General features: G+C 60.5%; 15 protein-coding genes. 4 read left to right on the forward strand and 11 right to left on the reverse strand.

Features of this window, described 5'->3' with window-relative positions; all coding sequences use genetic code 11:
- Nucleotides 1–17: 17 nt before the first annotated feature.
- Nucleotides 18–1,037, reverse strand: a complete 1,020-nt coding sequence (glpX, locus tag HMPREF3149_RS05350; RefSeq protein WP_042530243.1) for a class II fructose-bisphosphatase — start codon at nt 1,035–1,037, stop codon at nt 18–20.
- Nucleotides 1,038–1,199: 162 nt separating this feature from the next.
- Between glpX and HMPREF3149_RS05355 the strand changes: the two genes are divergently transcribed.
- Entirely contained in the window at nt 1,200–1,829 is a 630-nt protein-coding gene (locus tag HMPREF3149_RS05355) for a DUF4245 domain-containing protein (protein WP_236684040.1), read from the forward strand.
- Here the strand turns inward: HMPREF3149_RS05355 and HMPREF3149_RS05360 are convergent.
- From HMPREF3149_RS05360 to xseA, 3 genes are read right to left on the reverse strand one after another with little or no spacing between them, the layout of a single operon-like run.
- Entirely contained in the window at nt 1,819–2,172 is a 354-nt protein-coding gene (locus HMPREF3149_RS05360) for a hypothetical protein (protein ID WP_070537022.1), read from the reverse strand. The genes HMPREF3149_RS05355 and HMPREF3149_RS05360 overlap by 11 nt on opposite strands.
- On the reverse strand, nt 2,173–2,427 hold the full coding sequence (locus HMPREF3149_RS05365; RefSeq protein ID WP_042530249.1) for an exodeoxyribonuclease VII small subunit: 255 nt from the start codon (nt 2,425–2,427) through the stop codon (nt 2,173–2,175).
- 52 nt (nt 2,428–2,479) lie between these two features.
- On the reverse strand, nt 2,480–3,721 hold the full coding sequence (gene xseA / locus HMPREF3149_RS05370; protein ID WP_042530250.1) for an exodeoxyribonuclease VII large subunit: 1,242 nt from the start codon (nt 3,719–3,721) through the stop codon (nt 2,480–2,482).
- Nucleotides 3,722–3,861: 140 nt separating this feature from the next.
- Between xseA and HMPREF3149_RS05375 the strand changes: the two genes are divergently transcribed.
- Entirely contained in the window at nt 3,862–4,821 is a 960-nt protein-coding gene (locus HMPREF3149_RS05375) for a 4-hydroxy-3-methylbut-2-enyl diphosphate reductase (protein WP_201773969.1), read from the forward strand.
- A gap of 51 nt (nt 4,822–4,872) precedes the next feature.
- On the opposite strand, the gene HMPREF3149_RS05380 is transcribed toward HMPREF3149_RS05375, so the two are convergent.
- The 3 genes from HMPREF3149_RS05380 to HMPREF3149_RS05390 are packed head-to-tail and all read right to left on the reverse strand — an operon-like array spanning nt 4,873 to nt 8,225.
- Nucleotides 4,873–5,601 (reverse strand): DUF6542 domain-containing protein, encoded by a 729-nt coding sequence (locus tag HMPREF3149_RS05380; RefSeq protein WP_236684041.1) that lies wholly within the window; start codon nt 5,599–5,601, stop codon nt 4,873–4,875.
- A gap of 35 nt (nt 5,602–5,636) precedes the next feature.
- Complete coding sequence (locus HMPREF3149_RS05385) at nt 5,637–6,737, reverse strand: DNA recombination protein RmuC (RefSeq protein WP_371440956.1); 1,101 nt, start codon at nt 6,735–6,737, stop codon at nt 5,637–5,639.
- Between the two features lie 6 nt (nt 6,738–6,743).
- Nucleotides 6,744–8,225, reverse strand: a complete 1,482-nt coding sequence (locus HMPREF3149_RS05390; RefSeq protein WP_070537023.1) for an AI-2E family transporter — start codon at nt 8,223–8,225, stop codon at nt 6,744–6,746.
- Between the two features lie 47 nt (nt 8,226–8,272).
- On the opposite strand from HMPREF3149_RS05390, the gene ychF reads away from it, so the two are divergent.
- Nucleotides 8,273–9,358 (forward strand): redox-regulated ATPase YchF, encoded by a 1,086-nt coding sequence (gene ychF / locus HMPREF3149_RS05395; protein ID WP_042530257.1) that lies wholly within the window; start codon nt 8,273–8,275, stop codon nt 9,356–9,358.
- A gap of 27 nt (nt 9,359–9,385) precedes the next feature.
- Nucleotides 9,386–10,576 carry an amidohydrolase gene (locus tag HMPREF3149_RS05400; RefSeq protein WP_070537024.1) on the forward strand — a complete coding sequence of 397 codons (1,191 nt, stop codon included), beginning with the start codon at nt 9,386–9,388 and terminating at the stop codon, nt 10,574–10,576.
- On the opposite strand, the gene HMPREF3149_RS05405 is transcribed toward HMPREF3149_RS05400, so the two are convergent.
- Genes HMPREF3149_RS05405 through phnC form a run of 4 tightly spaced genes read right to left on the reverse strand, consistent with a single transcriptional unit; the run spans nt 10,573 to nt 13,839 of the window.
- Nucleotides 10,573–11,415 carry a MurR/RpiR family transcriptional regulator gene (locus HMPREF3149_RS05405; RefSeq protein WP_042530262.1) on the reverse strand — a complete coding sequence of 281 codons (843 nt, stop codon included), beginning with the start codon at nt 11,413–11,415 and terminating at the stop codon, nt 10,573–10,575. The two genes, HMPREF3149_RS05400 and HMPREF3149_RS05405, sit on opposite strands and share 4 nt — an antisense overlap.
- A gap of 17 nt (nt 11,416–11,432) precedes the next feature.
- Nucleotides 11,433–12,251: a phosphonate ABC transporter, permease protein PhnE gene (gene phnE, locus HMPREF3149_RS05410; protein ID WP_070537025.1), complete on the reverse strand. Its 819-nt coding sequence runs from the start codon at nt 12,249–12,251 to the stop codon at nt 11,433–11,435.
- Nucleotides 12,248–13,042 carry a phosphonate ABC transporter, permease protein PhnE gene (gene phnE, locus HMPREF3149_RS05415; RefSeq protein ID WP_070537026.1) on the reverse strand — a complete coding sequence of 265 codons (795 nt, stop codon included), beginning with the start codon at nt 13,040–13,042 and terminating at the stop codon, nt 12,248–12,250. The genes phnE (HMPREF3149_RS05410) and phnE (HMPREF3149_RS05415) overlap by 4 nt, the downstream gene beginning before the upstream one ends.
- Nucleotides 13,039–13,839, reverse strand: a complete 801-nt coding sequence (gene phnC, locus HMPREF3149_RS05420) for a phosphonate ABC transporter ATP-binding protein (protein ID WP_042530268.1) — start codon at nt 13,837–13,839, stop codon at nt 13,039–13,041. Before phnC ends, phnE (HMPREF3149_RS05415) begins: the two co-directional genes overlap by 4 nt.
- Between the last annotated feature and the right edge of the window lie 28 nt (nt 13,840–13,867).

Consider the following 13,867-nt stretch of genomic DNA (forward strand, 5'->3'; position numbering starts at 1 on the left):
GTTCTGTGGAAGGCGGATTAGCTTTCCTGATCGTGCGGGTTGGTGTAGTCCACCACGGAGTATTCCTGCAGCTTGGCCAGCTTGTGAATGGAATCCACGTAGCGGATGGTGCCGGACTTGGAGCGCATGACCAGGGAGCGGGTCGTCGCACCGTTCTTGCGGTAGGACACACCACGCAGCATGTCACCGTTGGTGACACCCGTAGCAGCGAAGTAGCAGTTCTCAGAAGAGACCAGATCGTTCGTCGTGAGCACGCGATCCAAATCATGGCCAGCCTTGCGAGCCTTCTCAGCTTCTTCCTCGTCCTTCGGCCACAGCTTGCCCTGAATCTCGCCTCCCATGCACTTCATGGCACAAGCGGTGATGATGCCCTCTGGGGTGCCGCCGATGCCCATCATGAGGTCGATGGAGTTGGTGTCCTGGCACGTGGCAATGGCGCCGGCTACGTCGCCGTCCATGATGAGGCGGACCTTGGCACCAGCCTGGCGGATCTCCTTGATGAGTTCATCGTGGCGCGGGCGGTCGAGCACAACGACGGTCAGGTCAGCTGGCTTGATGCCCTTTGCCTTGGCAACGGACTTTACGTTCCACTCGACGGGCTTGTTGATGTCGATGCAGCCGACACCATCTGGGCCCACGGCAATCTTCTCCATGTAGAAGACCGCAGAGGGGTCGTACATGGTTCCGCGCTCAGCAGCGGCGATGACGGAGATTGCGTTCGGGCGGCCCTCAGCCATGAGACGGGTGCCGTCCACCGGGTCGACGGCGATATCCATCTCAGCGCCGTCGCCGGTGCCGACCTCCTCGCCGTTGAAGAGCATTGGGGCTTCATCCTTCTCGCCCTCACCAATGACAACGACACCGTTCATCTCTACGGAGTTGATGAGCTTACGCATGGCATCCACCGCAGCGCCGTCGCCTTCATTCTTCTGTCCACGGCCAACCCAGCGGCCCGAGGCCAGTGCCGCGGCCTCGGTGACGCGCACCAGCTCCATCGCTAGGTTGCGGTCAGGGATATAAGACGTGTTGTCGGACATAAGTAAGTGGTCCCTTTCTTATCAGGTGGCTTGACCCGGGGTGGGAGAATTACCCGGAATACATCCTCTATTCTTCCACTTTTATGGTGGGCTTAAGCCCGAATGCCTCCCCCAGATGTGGGATCGGGGGTGAATGTGAGGGAAACTGCAGGTAGGTGGTCGATGTCGCGTTCGCAGGATGGGGCGTGCGATACTAGGCGGGTGGCTGCTGAAGAGAAACCAAAAATTTTCGAGGGCGCGCGTGACATTACCTTGACCGTTGGCGTCATTCTCATCATGATGTTCGTCGCGGTAGGTGCGACAGGACTGTGCTCCGTGAACCCTGAAAAATCGGGTCCGGTGCAGGACGTGGACGCTTCGACCTTCCTAGCGATGGAGGCGCGCAACACGGGAGCTGTCATTCGCGAACCTGTTCTGCCGGAAGGGTGGCAGCCTAACGCTGCGCGCCGCAAGCAGATGGGTTCTGAGGTTGGTTCCGTTGTGAGCTGGCTGACCCCGAATGATGGCTATGTTGAGTCCGCACAGACGCAGCTGGCGCTTGGCGATGTCCCCTCGGCTTACGACTCCAACTATCGTGCCAACTCCGAGAAGCGTGAGGTGGCGGGCCACGACGTTGAAATCCTCAGCAGTGATGATCGGGATGTCCGCCCACTGTGGATTACTGACTTGGGCGATGCCCGCCTCGTCCTTACCGGCTCTGCCTCTGACGCTGATTATGAAACGGCCCTAGTCGCCTTCGTAGAGGCTGAACCGCTCACAATTGGCGAAGACGGCAACGTCGTCAGCGAATAGTGACGCGCTGCAGCGTTCCGTCCCACTCCACATCGATGGCGTTGCCCGCCGCTTGGGCAAGGGATTCCTGGTCGAGTCCGCTCAGGCGGGTCTTGCCAAGGTAGACGTCCACCTTCTCGTGGACGGACTTGCTGGGGAAGAGGGTGATGTCGGTGAGCTTGTCTTCTGCAAAACGCAGCACAATCGAGCCAGAGAAGTAGCTGATTTCCTCGCCCTGAGCGGTGTGCGGGGCACCGAAGAATTCTTCCGCGAGTTGGCGTGAATCTCCAAAGACCATGGAACCAGCTCCACCGGACTTGGAGACGAAGTCGACGCGGTCGCCCGGATAAGCATAGATCTTCATTTAGGCTTCAGCCTCCTCATTCTTGCGGAGGGCTTCCTCCACGCGTTTCGATGCGCCGTCGAGGTGCGCCTCACAAGCCTTGGCCAAAGCCTCACCGCGCTCCCAGTATTTGAGCGATTCGTCCAAACCCATTTGGCCTAATTCGAGAATCTTGACGGTTTCAATGAGCTCGTCGCGAGCCTGCTCGTAGCTGAGCTCCTCAACGGGTGGGAAAGCATCCTGGCCGGGCTGTCCGGCGCCAATGGTGTCAGTCATGAAAGGGATCCTATCTGTGTGGGTTAAGTCAGCGTTTTAAAACCTATCGTGCTTAGTCCGCTGCGTGGGAGGACATCGCTGCGGCGGTAATGGAGCCATCGCCCACCCGGATGCGCAGCTGTGAACCAGGAGGTGATTGCTCGTAGCTGGTGACCACCTCAGGCCCGCTGCCGTCGCGCGGAACAACTTGCACGATGGCATAGCCACGCTCGAGTGTGGCTGAGGGGCCCAAGGCGGATACGCGGGCACGCAGCGACGAGACTTGGTTGCTCTCCCGATCGAGCTGGTGCGTGATGACGCGGCGGATCAGGGAGACATGGCGGTCAAGTTCCTCGCGGCGAGCGGTAATCGGCACCATCGGGTCCGCGAGTACCGGGCGAGAGCGGATATTCTCCAGGCCACGCCGCTCGCGCTCCACCCACCCGCGCAGAGCAGCAGCCATGCGAGAACGAGCCTCCGCAATGAGCGCATATTCCTCTGCAGCAGAAGGGACAACGCGCTTGGCGGCGTCAGTGGGAGTGGCGGCGCGGAGATCGGCAACGTCATCAAGCACCGGGTGATCCGGCTCGTGTCCGATGGCGGAGACCACCGGTGTGCGGGCCTCAGCCACAGCGCGTTGCAGGGCCTCCTCGGAGAAGGGAAGAAGATCCTCCACCGAACCACCTCCACGGGCGATGATGATGACGTCGACCTCCGGATCGGCGTCAAGGGTACGCAGAGCATCAACAACCTGAGTCACGGCCGTGGCGCCCTGCACGGCGGTGTTGATGACCTCGAATTGAACGGCCGGCCAGCGGTCCTGTGCGACGGACAGGACATCGCGCTCGGCGTGGGAACCACGTCCAGTAATGAGGCCAATCTTCTGAGGCAAATAGGGCAGCGGCAGCTTGCGGGAAGGATCACAAAGCCCCTCCTGGCGCAGGCGCTGGCGCAGCATCTCCACGCGTGCCAGCAGATCACCGATGCCGACGTGGCGGATCTCGGTGACCCAGAGGGAGAAGCTGCCACGGCCAGCGTAAAAGGCTGGCTTGCCATAGACCACGACGCGGTCGCCGTCCTTGAGCGGGGAGGGCGCATTCCGAATGAGCGACGTATTGCAGGTCAACTGCACGGACTTCTCCTGCTCCACATCGCGCAGGGTGATATACGACAGCTTCCATGATGGCTTCATATTGAGCTGCGTAATCTGGCCTTCGACCCACAGGAAGCCGAGACGCTCAATCCAGCCTTTGACTTGGTCATTGACCTTGCCAACGGGCCACGGTGCCTCCGCGGAATTAGCCGGTTGGTTCACGCGTAGTCCTTTCTTCGTGCTGTGTTCTGCGTCCAGTCTAGGAGGTTGCTCGGACATGCACCCTCAGCGGGCGAGGAAGGCGAGTCAGCAGCTTAAACGGTAACTACAGTATGCGGCGGTTATTCGATACTCTGGGAGCCATGACTGAAACTGCCAAGAAGGTGCTCCTGGCGGCTCCGCGCGGCTACTGTGCCGGCGTGGACCGTGCTGTTGAGACAGTAGAAAAGGCGCTGGAGAAGTACGGCGCACCCATCTATGTGCGCAAGCAGATTGTGCACAACCGCTTCGTCGTGGAATCGCTAGCCAAACGTGGCGTCATCTTTGTCGAAGAAGCCTCCGAAGCTCCTGAGGGCGCACACCTGGTTTTCTCCGCACACGGCATTGCTCCGAGCGTGCGCAAGGAAGCACAAGAGCGCAAGCAGCTCACTCTCGATGCCACGTGCCCGCTGGTGACGAAGGTGCACAAGGAAGCACAGCGTTTCGAGCGTGATGGCTACCAGATTTTGCTCGTTGGTCACGAGGGCCACGAGGAAGTGGAGGGCACCGCCGGTGAGGCTCCGGAGGTGACGCACCTCGTGGATGGTCTGGAGGGCGTCGACAAGCTGCCGGACTCCCTGCAGAATGAGAAGCTTATCTGGCTCTCTCAGACCACGCTGTCGGTGGATGAGACCATCGAGATTGTGAACAAGTTGCGTGAGCGCTTCCCACACCTGGAAAACCCGCCGTCAGATGATATTTGCTACGCCACCCAGAACCGTCAGGAGTCGGTCAAAGCTATCGCCCCGAAGTGTGACCTGATGATTGTTGTGGGCTCCCAGAACTCCTCGAACTCGAAGCGTCTCGTAGAAGTAGCACTGGAGGCAGGCTCCACGGCGTCGTACCTCGTTGACTTTGCCTCGGAGATTGATGAGGCCTGGCTGGAGGGCGTTTCGACCGTTGGAGTGACCTGTGGTGCCTCGGTACCGGAGCTTCTCGTGCGCGAGGTACTCGAGTTCCTTGATGCGCGCGGCTATAGCGATGTGGAACAGGTAACGACTTCCACGGAGACCATTACTTTCTCCTTGCCGCGTGACCTGCGCCCGGCTCGTACTGAGCGCTAGAACCTAGGGCACCTCGACCGCCTAGAAATCCTGGAGACCCGGAGCACTGCGCTAGTCCTCGTAGAGGTTCTCCTCGAGCTTCTGCTGAGGACGCGGCGCACGCTGCCTGTTTTCAGCAGACCTGGCGGCGGCTCGGCGGAACTCCTCACGTTCGTCTGCGTCAGGAGCAGCCTGACGGCGCCTTTCGCGTTCTTCTTCTTGTAGGCGGCGGCGCTCCCCGCGATCGCGCTCACGAACCCGGCGGGGCGAGGTGTTCTCACGCGCGACGAGCTCAGCCACAGAGAGGCGTTCGGAACGGTTGCGCTCATCAGCAGCAACCTCCGCGCGACGCTTCTTGAGGGCCTTGGCCTCTTGGCTCTTAGCATGATTATTGCTGCGCCACACGCGAAGTACCGCCAGCAATGCGCACGCCAAAACTGTCACGATGAGGACAGGGAAGTGCTGGATAAGGGGGAAAGCCGAAGTGAGCAGCGCCGTCTTACTAAACGGCGAGGCGCCTTCTGGCAGCGCAGAAGCGGAGTTGATAAATCCGGCCCCCACTGCGCCGACTGCGTACAGCAAGGGCAAGGTAATCACGGTCATGTACAAGCCACGGGTTTCCACGAGCCAAGTCACGGCGAGGGAACCCAAGCCAAAAATCAGCGCGAAAGCCAGTCCGACACGCCCGAGCACACCAGACACGGCCATGGCCACGAGCGCCACGAGGAGCGCAACAAGAAGTGCTCGGGTGAGCGGCATTCCGCGACGGGGTGGGCGGCGACGATTTTTGGCAACTGACACGCCGTGAGAGTTTACCGGGATTTTCGGGTGAAACGTTAGTCATTATGGGCGCGCCGCGGCCACGACTCCACGCTGCGCGGTTCGACTGGTGTGCGATCCACGCGGGCAGGAATATCCAATTCCGTAAGCCGACGGGCGGTCACCCCAACCCGTGAATCCAAGCTGGCCAGGCTCGCGTTATAGGCCTCCACGGCTCGCTCGAGTCCCCGCCCCACCTTGTCATAATGCTCGTTGAGAGTATTAAGGCGCGTATACAGCTCGCGGCCTAAACGCTGGACTTCGCGGGCCTTATCGGATATCTCCTCGTGCTGCCAGCTCACCGCTACGGTGCGCAGTAGGGCGAAGAGCGTGCTCGGCGTGGCGATGACAATGTTGCGCTCAAAGGCAAATTCGAGCAGTTCAGCATCGACCGTCAGTGCAGCGTCGACGAACGTGTCGGCGGGGACGAAGAGGATGACAAACTGCGGAGTTGGGGAGAAAGCCTCAATGTAGTCCTTGCCGGAGAGTGCCTGGACATGGGAGCGCATGAGATGTGCGTGGCGCCGAAGGAAGCCCGCCCGATCCTCGGGGTCCTCACTCTCCATGGCGTCGAGGTAGGCGCTGAGCGGGACCTTGGCATCGACGACAATGCTGCGGCCACCGGCCAGGCGAATGACAAGATCGGGGCGCACGGCAGCGCCGTTGATGTATGCAGTGACCTGGGAATCAAAGTCGACATGTTTGCGCATGCCGCCGAGCTCCACAACGCGTTCAAGTTGCACCTCACCCCAGCGCCCCCGAACATTCGGTGAGCGCAGCGCGCCAACAAGTTTGTCCGTGCGATCAGACAGCCGGGTGGAGGTCCGTGTTACTGCCTGGACCTGGCTGCTCAGTGCGGCCAGTGAGGTAGCACGGTCCTCCTCAATCTCTTGGAGCTGCAGTCCCAACCTGTCCATTGCCTTCTCCAGCGGCGCAAGCTCTGCTTGCCGGCGCTGGGATTCCTGGAGAGCTCGGTGTTCTTCTGAGGGTTGGGAGGACTGCGCGGAATAGGCGCGGGCCAGCCACCCCAAGGCAGCGCCGATGATGAGTCCGAGGAAAAGCAGCAGCACGGGAAGAGTAGACGTCATGCCTGACATCATGGCATGCGCCGTGGACATCTCGGCTTAGTCTTTATCCTTCGACTGCAACATTTGTTCGAGAGCTCCGATTGCACGCTTGATGCCGGCGCGGGCGCCGTTTTCACGCTCAGTGAAGTCGGCATCGACGTCGACCTTGCGGTCTAAGGCGCTTGTGCCATCGGTGGCAACATCCTCAGCCGCGCCTTCGGGAGCAACGTGATCCGGGATGGACAACCATTGCTCGCGTTTCCGGTCACCCTGCTCTTGTGTATAGCGCCCGATGAGGAAGCCTGCCACGGTGGAAAACTGCAGATCCTCCGCGGTCCGTTCTCCGGATTGGAGCATCATCATGTCCTGGAAGTAGCGGTAGCCCACCGCAATGGTGGCTGCTGCCGGCACGGCAAGGAAGCCGCCCACGAGGCCGAAAAGCGCGGACCCCACCGTCACCGAGATCAGAACGATGACTGGGTGAAGGTTCATTGCCTTGGACTGTAGCCATGGGGAGAGCACGTTGCCTTCCAACTGCTGGACCAAGAGGACAAGTCCCAAGACGAGCAGAGCCTTCGTGAAGCCCAGAGAAACCAGTGCGATCGTGACGGACAGGGCGCCAGCCACGATGGCGCCCACAAACGGGATAAAACCGGCGATGAAAGTGATGATGGCGAGCGCCATGGCCAACGGCACACCGATGAGGGCGAGGCCGAGTCCGATGAAGACGGCATCGACAGCTGAGACCACTGCCTGTGCCCGCACGAATCCACCCAATGTTGTCCATACGCGGGTGAGCAACTCGGTGAGGTGCCAGCCGGTGCGGCGGCCAGTGGCGGCGCGCAACCAGGGAAGGAAATTATGGCCGTCTTTGAGGAAGAAGAAGGTGAGCACCACGATGATGAACAAAGTCACCACAATGGACGTGGCCGTACCAATACCTGTGAAGACGGAGCCTGCGATGGATCCGGCTTGGCGTTGGAGCCACAAAGCGATTTCGTCGATATACGTGCCAATCTCATCCGGGTCGAGATTCAACGGTGGGCCCTGGGCCCACAGCTGGAGGCGCTGAATACCTTCGGCCGTCTGGAGATAGAGCGTCTGGGATTGCCGCGCAAAGTCCGGTGCGATGAACATGAACAGTGAGCCCACTGCGGTAAAGGACACCAAAATCGTGATTGCTGCGGCGAGTGCTGACGGGAGTCCATTACGGCGCATGGCACTGGCCACGGGGGCCAGCACGGTGCAGATAATCAACGCGATGAGGACTGGAAGAATGCCGCGCCAAAAATTGCCCAACATGCGGAAGGTGGCATAAAGGAAGAGTCCGATGATGGTGAGGCGCAATGCCCACAATGACGCAGACTTAATGACTTCGCCGACCACCACCGAGCGATCCACCTGATTGCCCGGCGGGTGCGGGGAAACATCATCCAGGGACGCAGCATCGACTGAGTCGTCAAAGCGCCCGCCAAGCGCGGCCTCTGCGGCGGCGAGCTCGGGCGAGGAGGACTGAGGGCTAGGCTGATCGGAACTCACCCCACCATCTTGCCTTAAAAGATCCGGGGTGCGTTAGGATTGGCCCCGTGAGTCTTACACTAGGAATCGTCGGCCTGCCCAACGTGGGCAAGTCCACGTTGTTTAATGCCCTGACCCGTTCCGATATTCTGGCAGCGAACTACCCGTTCGCCACCATCGAACCGAATGTCGGCCTCGTTGAGCTTCCGGATTCCCGCCTGGACCGCTTGGCTGAGATCTTTAGCTCCGAGCGCATCCTCCCGGCCACCGTGTCCTTCGTGGACATCGCCGGCATTGTCGAAGGCGCCTCCAAGGGTGAGGGCATGGGTAACGCCTTCCTTGCCAACATCCGCGAGGCAGATGCCATCTGCCAGGTGGTGCGTGCCTTCGCTGATGACAACGTTATTCACGTTGACGGCGAGGTTAACCCGGCGCATGATATCTCGGTGATCAACACCGAGCTCATCCTCGCTGATCTCCAGACCATTGAGAAGGCCTTGCCGCGTCTGGAGAAGGAGGCCAAGAAGAACAAGGAGCTGACGGACACCGTTGAGGAGACCAAGAAGGCTCAGGCCATCCTCGAGGATGACCGTACGCTCTTCGCTGCATCCAAGAGCAACGAAATTGATCTCGCCCTGCTGCGCGAGCTTCACCTCATGACCGCTAAGCCCTTCCTGTATGTCTTCAACTCTGATGAGTCGGTGCTGACTGATGACGCCAAGAAGGATGAGCTACGTCAGCTCGTCGCCCCAGCCGAGTGCGTCTTCCTCGATGCTCAGACCGAGACGGAGCTTCTTGAGCTTGACGAGGCTGAGGCACTCGAGTTGCTGGAGTCGGTGGGGCAGGAGGAGCCGGGCTTGGCGACGTTAGCCAAGGCCGGTTTCGCCACCCTCGGCCTGCAGACTTACCTGACTGCAGGGCCTAAGGAAGCCCGTGCGTGGACGATCAAGCAGGGCTCTGCTGCGCCCCAGGCTGCTGGCGTCATCCACACAGACTTTGAGAAGAAATTCATCAAGGCTGAAATCGTTTCCTTCGATGATCTCGATGCCGCTGGCTCGATGGCTGAGGCTCGCAATGCGGGCAAGGTCCGCCAGGAAGGCAAGGAATACATCATGCAGGACGGAGACGTCTGCGACTTCAAGATCGGCGGATAGTCCCGCCACTCCGCGTAGGATGTGGGCATGAGTATCGCCCACATCCTTGACCGCGCCGCGGAAGCCACGACGTGGCAGGAAGCCCTGTACAAAGATTTGCATCAGCACCCAGAGCTCAGCATGCAAGAGGAGCGTACTCGCGGGGTTATCGCGGATAAGCTCCGTGAGTTTCGCGGGGTGGAGGTGCTGGAATTCGGCGGGGGAGTCGTCGGCATTCTCCGCAACGGTGAAGGAGCGACCGTCTTGGAGCGCGCCGATTTTGACGGTCTTCCCATTAAAGAGGACACTGACCTAAGCTATGCCGCTACGGGCGGCGCTATGCATGCCTGCGGCCACGACACCCATGTGACCGCCTTGTTGGGTGCCACGGAGGCGCTGGCGAAAGCTAGAGACGCGTGGTCCGGTACCTTCATCGCGCTGTTTCAGCCTGGTGAGGAGACCGCCGAGGGCGCACAGTCCATGGTTGATGCGGGACTCACCGATAAGGTTCCGACCCCTGATGTGGCCTTTGGCCAGCACGTCTTCATTGATAAGAACGCCCCCGCCGGCAGCGTGCTTATCGCGCCCGGCCCAGTGCTGTCTACGGCGACGTCTCTCACTGTGACGGTCTATGGGCACGGGTCGCATGGCTCCATGCCGCACCTGAGTATTGATCCGGTGGTGCTGGCTAGCTCCATCGTGCTGCGGCTACAAACCGTTGTCTCTCGCGAGGTCGATCCGCACCAGTTCGCCGTACTGACCGTGGGCGCGCTGCAGGCAGGTTCGAAGGCTAATATCATCCCGGATTCGGCCACTCTGCGCATCAACATTCGTGCTTATGACGAGAACGTCCGAGCACAGATCGTGGAGGCTATCCACCGCATTGTCGAGGCCGAGTGCCAAGCAGCGATGTCCCCGCGCGAGCCGCAGTTTGTACAGAGTGATAATTACCCCCTCACCGTCAACGATAAAGAAGCGACCGAAAAAGTGCGCGCGCAGCTTATCGACGTCCTTGGTGGCGATAGTGTCCTCGACATGGAGCCGTGGACGGCGTCCGAAGATTTCTCTCGCATCCCCGATGCCTTCGGAGCTCCCTATTGTTTCTGGGGCTTCGGCGGGCGAACTGATGGCGCATCAATTCCCAACCACAACCCGCGATTTGCGCCGGAGCTGCAGCCGACGCTGAACACCGCGACCCAGGCGCTCATCGCCGCGGCCTACGCGTACTTGGGTAATTAATTCTCCATCGCCGATTGCAGCACAGTGAGCACCGCGCGCCGCGCCGCGGAATCATCGAGGTGGGAATCCACCAGCGTGACGAGTGCCTCTAAAACCAGCAGGAAGGCCACGCGGGAGGCATCCGCGAGTTCAGCGCGGAACGTTCCATCGGGGGAGGGAATGACCAGCGTGTAGGTGGCAAGATCCGCCAAGGGCGAAGAGGTAAACGACGTCAATGCGATGATGGCCGCGCCCGACGCGTGGGCCGCGGTCGCAGCTTTGAGCGTGAGCGTGGTCGAGCCGGATCCAGAGACCACGAGGCATACGCACTCGGAATCCAGTTGCGTTGCTGCGATGTGCTGGCCCGTGGCCTCTCCCACGAACTCTGCAGGGCGTCCGATACTGGTCAGGCGCAGCGCCATGGTTTGGGCAAGTGGAGCCGATAGTCCGTTGCCCACGATGAGGACGCGCTTCGCTCCCACAAGTGATTCAACCGTTGCTGTCAGTTCTTTCTCATTGAGTAGCGTGGTGAGTCCGTGTAGATAATTGCTGAAGCTGGCAATCTCGGCGGACATGCGGCCGACGTAGGTCGAATCGACACCGGGAAGCTGCCGTGGGCGTTGCGCAATCTCCTGCGTGAGAGCTACGCGCAGCTGCTGGTAGCCGTCGTAGCCCAGCGCCTGCGCCGTACGGATGACTGAGGTGCGGGAGGTACCGACCTTAGCCGCGAGCTGATCCGCGGTGGCGTGGAGGACAAAGTCCATGTCCTCCAAGATGGCCTGAGCCACGCGCTGCTCGATGGGCTGCAAGCTTGGCATGCGTGTAGTGATGTGTGCAGAAGGTGGGGCAGTATCAGTCATAGGGGCTGGGGATGTGGTTAGGCGTACTTAGCTGCCACGATCCGGCGGCGGATGGCACCGGAGATGGCGTCGATGGACATGGTGATGACAATGACGACTATAAGCAGCACGCCCACGACGTCCCACTGTCGGTACTGCGTATAGCCGGTGAGCATGTCGCCGATACCACCCCCTCCGATGAGACCGAGGACGGCGGAAGTACGCACGTTGATCTCAAAGCGATAGAGCGCTAGGGATGCTAACTCAGGCTGGACGATTGGCCACGTTCCCCAACGCACCGTTTCCACGAGAGTGCCGCCCGAAGCCTTCACTGCCTCAGCTGGGCCGGTTGGCGCGGTTTCGATGGCCTCATAGGTCCATTTGGCATGCGTTCCAATTCCGCCAATGGCAAGGGCCAACGCGCCCGTGAAGGGCGTGAGACCGGTAACTGTCAGGATGATAATCGCAATAATGATCTCCGGTACTGCGCGGATGATGGCGAAGAGCGCACGTAAAGGAAGGCATACCCAGCCGGGGGAGACAGTATTGGCGGCGAGCACACCCAAGATAGTTGAGAGCACCACGCCGAGGATGGCGCCGATCCAGGCCATAGCCACGGAGCGCCAGGTTTGGAGGAGGGCTTCACCTAGTTTTGACCAGTCCGGGTTGGAGAACATGAGCACGAGGTAGTGCCAAATGTTGGTGGGCAGATCTTTCAACGCCGAGAGGTTGACATCGATGTACCCAAAGGACAAGGCCAAGATGACAAGAATTCCGGCCCACGCACCCCAGACACCCCAGCTGCGGGAACGTGAAGGCAGTGCGGATGGTGCAGTTGCTGGAAGTGCAGTGCTCATCGCAGCCTCTTTCGCAGGTTGACGGATACGATTTCAAGGGCAATGACTACGACGAGCAGCTCCAGCACGATGGCGGAGAGCGCATCGTAGCGATAGAATCCGCGGACTTCGTCGATGAGCAAGCCGATGCCGCCCGCGCCCACGAGGCCGAGGACCGCGGAGATACGGACGTTGAGTTCAAGAGAGTAGATGACCTGGCTGGCAAAGGCGGGCCAGGTTTGGGGGAGAGCAGTCACGCGATTGATTTGAGTCTGCGTACCACCAGTGGCGCGGCCGGCCTCCATGTAGGAGTCATCAGCGGAGTCAATTGCTTCAGAGACGAGCTTGACCACGATGCCGACATCGAAAAGCACTAGCGTAATGACGCCCGGTAGGGCGCCGACGCCGAGCATGGCGACGAGAATGGTGGCGTAAACGAGATCGGGCACCGCGCGGACAACGTTGACGATACCGCGTACGAGTGTGCGCCACGGCGTCGACGGATTCGTCGGGCGCGCAGCCCACAACGACAGCGGAAGGGCAATCACCGCGGATATGGCGGCACCCACCACGGCCATGGCTAGGGTCTCGAGCATAGGCTCCCACGTGCGCGGAAGGATGGACCAATCGGGGCTGAGCATCAGCGCTAAACGGTCGGCACCGTTGCGCCAATTGCGCGCAATCTGCCCCAAGTCGATCTCGATACCGCCCCAGGCGGGGATGCACGTGGCGATGGTCAGCGCGATGAACGCGGCCAGCCCACCGAGAATGCCGGGCCAATTCCGCTGCCGGGGAGGAAGCACGGCTGTCATACTGTGCTCCCTTGACTTCCCAGCTGGTCTTCCTCTCGGATGCGGCGGCCGTAGATGGTCTCGAAATCCTCCACAGAGGACCCTTGCGCGGGGCCATCGAAGACGATCTTTCCATGGCGAATGCCGATGATGCGGGTCGCGTAGTCTTGGGCTAAGTCCACAAGGTGCAGGTTTACCAAAGTGGTGAGGTCACGCTCGGTATTGATGCGGCGTAGATCCTTCATGACAGAGTGCGCGGTAGGCGGGTCGAGGGACGCTACGGGTTCATCGGCCAACATGATGGCGGGCTTCTGGGAGAGGGCGCGGGCAATGGCCACGCGCTGCTTTTGGCCACCAGACAAAGCGCCGGCCTTGTTCCACGCCTTGTCGAGGATGCCCACGGACTCCAAAGCTTCGGCGATAATCGTTTTGTCCGCCGAAGTTGAGATGCCCAGCAACGTGCGCCAACCTGGGTTGTGGGAGAAACGGCCAACGAGCACGTTAGCGAATACACTTGCGCGATCTGCCAGGTTGAACTCCTGGAAAATCATGCCGATGCGGCCACGGAGTGTGCGCAGTTGGGAACCTTTCGCGGCGGATATTTCGTGCGGACCAACGAAGATCTTTCCCGAGGTCGGCTGCACGAGCCCGTTAATGCTGCGGATGAAGGTGGACTTACCGGAGCCCGAAAGACCGACGATGGCGACGAATTCGCCGGGGGCGATGTCCACGGAGACGTCGTCAAGCGCCAACGTTCCGTTGGGGTAGCGCACTGAGACATTCTCGAACCGAATGCCCCACGCCTTCTCCTCCGTCATGGGGAACCTTTCTAAGTGGGAAATGGGC

It is taken from the genome of Corynebacterium sp. HMSC05E07, assembly GCF_001807225.1.
In the GTDB taxonomy this organism is placed as follows: domain Bacteria; phylum Actinomycetota; class Actinomycetes; order Mycobacteriales; family Mycobacteriaceae; genus Corynebacterium; species Corynebacterium singulare.

Excerpts from the sequence above, each read along its gene's own strand:
- glpX (WP_042530243.1), bottom strand. The coding sequence starts at position 1,037 with ATGTCCGACAACACGTCTTATATCCCTGACCGCAACCTAGCGATGGAG.
- HMPREF3149_RS05355 (WP_236684040.1), top strand. The coding sequence starts at position 1,200 with ATGTCGCGTTCGCAGGATGGGGCGTGCGATACTAGGCGGGTGGCTGCT.
- HMPREF3149_RS05360 (WP_070537022.1), bottom strand. The coding sequence starts at position 2,172 with ATGAAGATCTATGCTTATCCGGGCGACCGCGTCGACTTCGTCTCCAAG.
- HMPREF3149_RS05365 (WP_042530249.1), bottom strand. The coding sequence starts at position 2,427 with ATGACTGACACCATTGGCGCCGGACAGCCCGGCCAGGATGCTTTCCCA.
- HMPREF3149_RS05375 (WP_201773969.1), top strand. The coding sequence starts at position 3,862 with ATGACTGAAACTGCCAAGAAGGTGCTCCTGGCGGCTCCGCGCGGCTAC.
- HMPREF3149_RS05385 (WP_371440956.1), bottom strand. The coding sequence starts at position 6,737 with ATGTCCACGGCGCATGCCATGATGTCAGGCATGACGTCTACTCTTCCC.
- HMPREF3149_RS05400 (WP_070537024.1), top strand. The coding sequence starts at position 9,386 with ATGAGTATCGCCCACATCCTTGACCGCGCCGCGGAAGCCACGACGTGG.
- HMPREF3149_RS05405 (WP_042530262.1), bottom strand. The coding sequence starts at position 11,415 with ATGACTGATACTGCCCCACCTTCTGCACACATCACTACACGCATGCCA.
- phnE (WP_070537025.1), bottom strand. The coding sequence starts at position 12,251 with ATGAGCACTGCACTTCCAGCAACTGCACCATCCGCACTGCCTTCACGT.
- phnE (WP_070537026.1), bottom strand. The coding sequence starts at position 13,042 with ATGACAGCCGTGCTTCCTCCCCGGCAGCGGAATTGGCCCGGCATTCTC.
- phnC (WP_042530268.1), bottom strand. The coding sequence starts at position 13,839 with ATGACGGAGGAGAAGGCGTGGGGCATTCGGTTCGAGAATGTCTCAGTG.